This window comes from Dellaglioa sp. CoH-55-MRSF-8 (assembly GCF_056782195.1).
The window spans coordinates 1-318 of record NZ_JBXAYH010000146.1; the positions used below are offsets into that span (position 1 = coordinate 1).

Consider the following 318-nt stretch of genomic DNA (forward strand, 5'->3'; position numbering starts at 1 on the left):
CCATATCGTGGGGCATCGCGAACTCTTCGAGCGGAGCGAACACCTTGTGGTGGCCAAGGTAGGGCGTCAGCATCACACCAGTTTGACCGCCGGGACCCGCACCCGGAAACGTCTCCAGAATGTACGGCTTGTCGAGCCCGAGATGCGTTTCGTTTTCGCCTTTGTAGCGGGCGATAACCGTCTGCCCATTACGCAGGTGGGCGGCAATAACAGGTTGCTGCGTGGTTTCAGCTTGCACCGAAATTTCTCCTATACAGATTTTCAAGAGCGAGATTCAGGATGGATTCTCGCGATCTACATTTTGGGTACACCTTTTTC

The 318-nt window shown here is 54.4% G+C and carries 1 protein-coding gene; it reads right to left on the minus strand.

Annotated features, from left to right (window positions below; translation table 11 throughout):
- Window positions 1–238: hypothetical protein (locus AC1RPW_RS08300; RefSeq protein WP_481769490.1), on the minus strand; the 238-nt coding region annotated here is incomplete at its 3' end.
- Window positions 239–318: the final 80 nt, after the last annotated feature.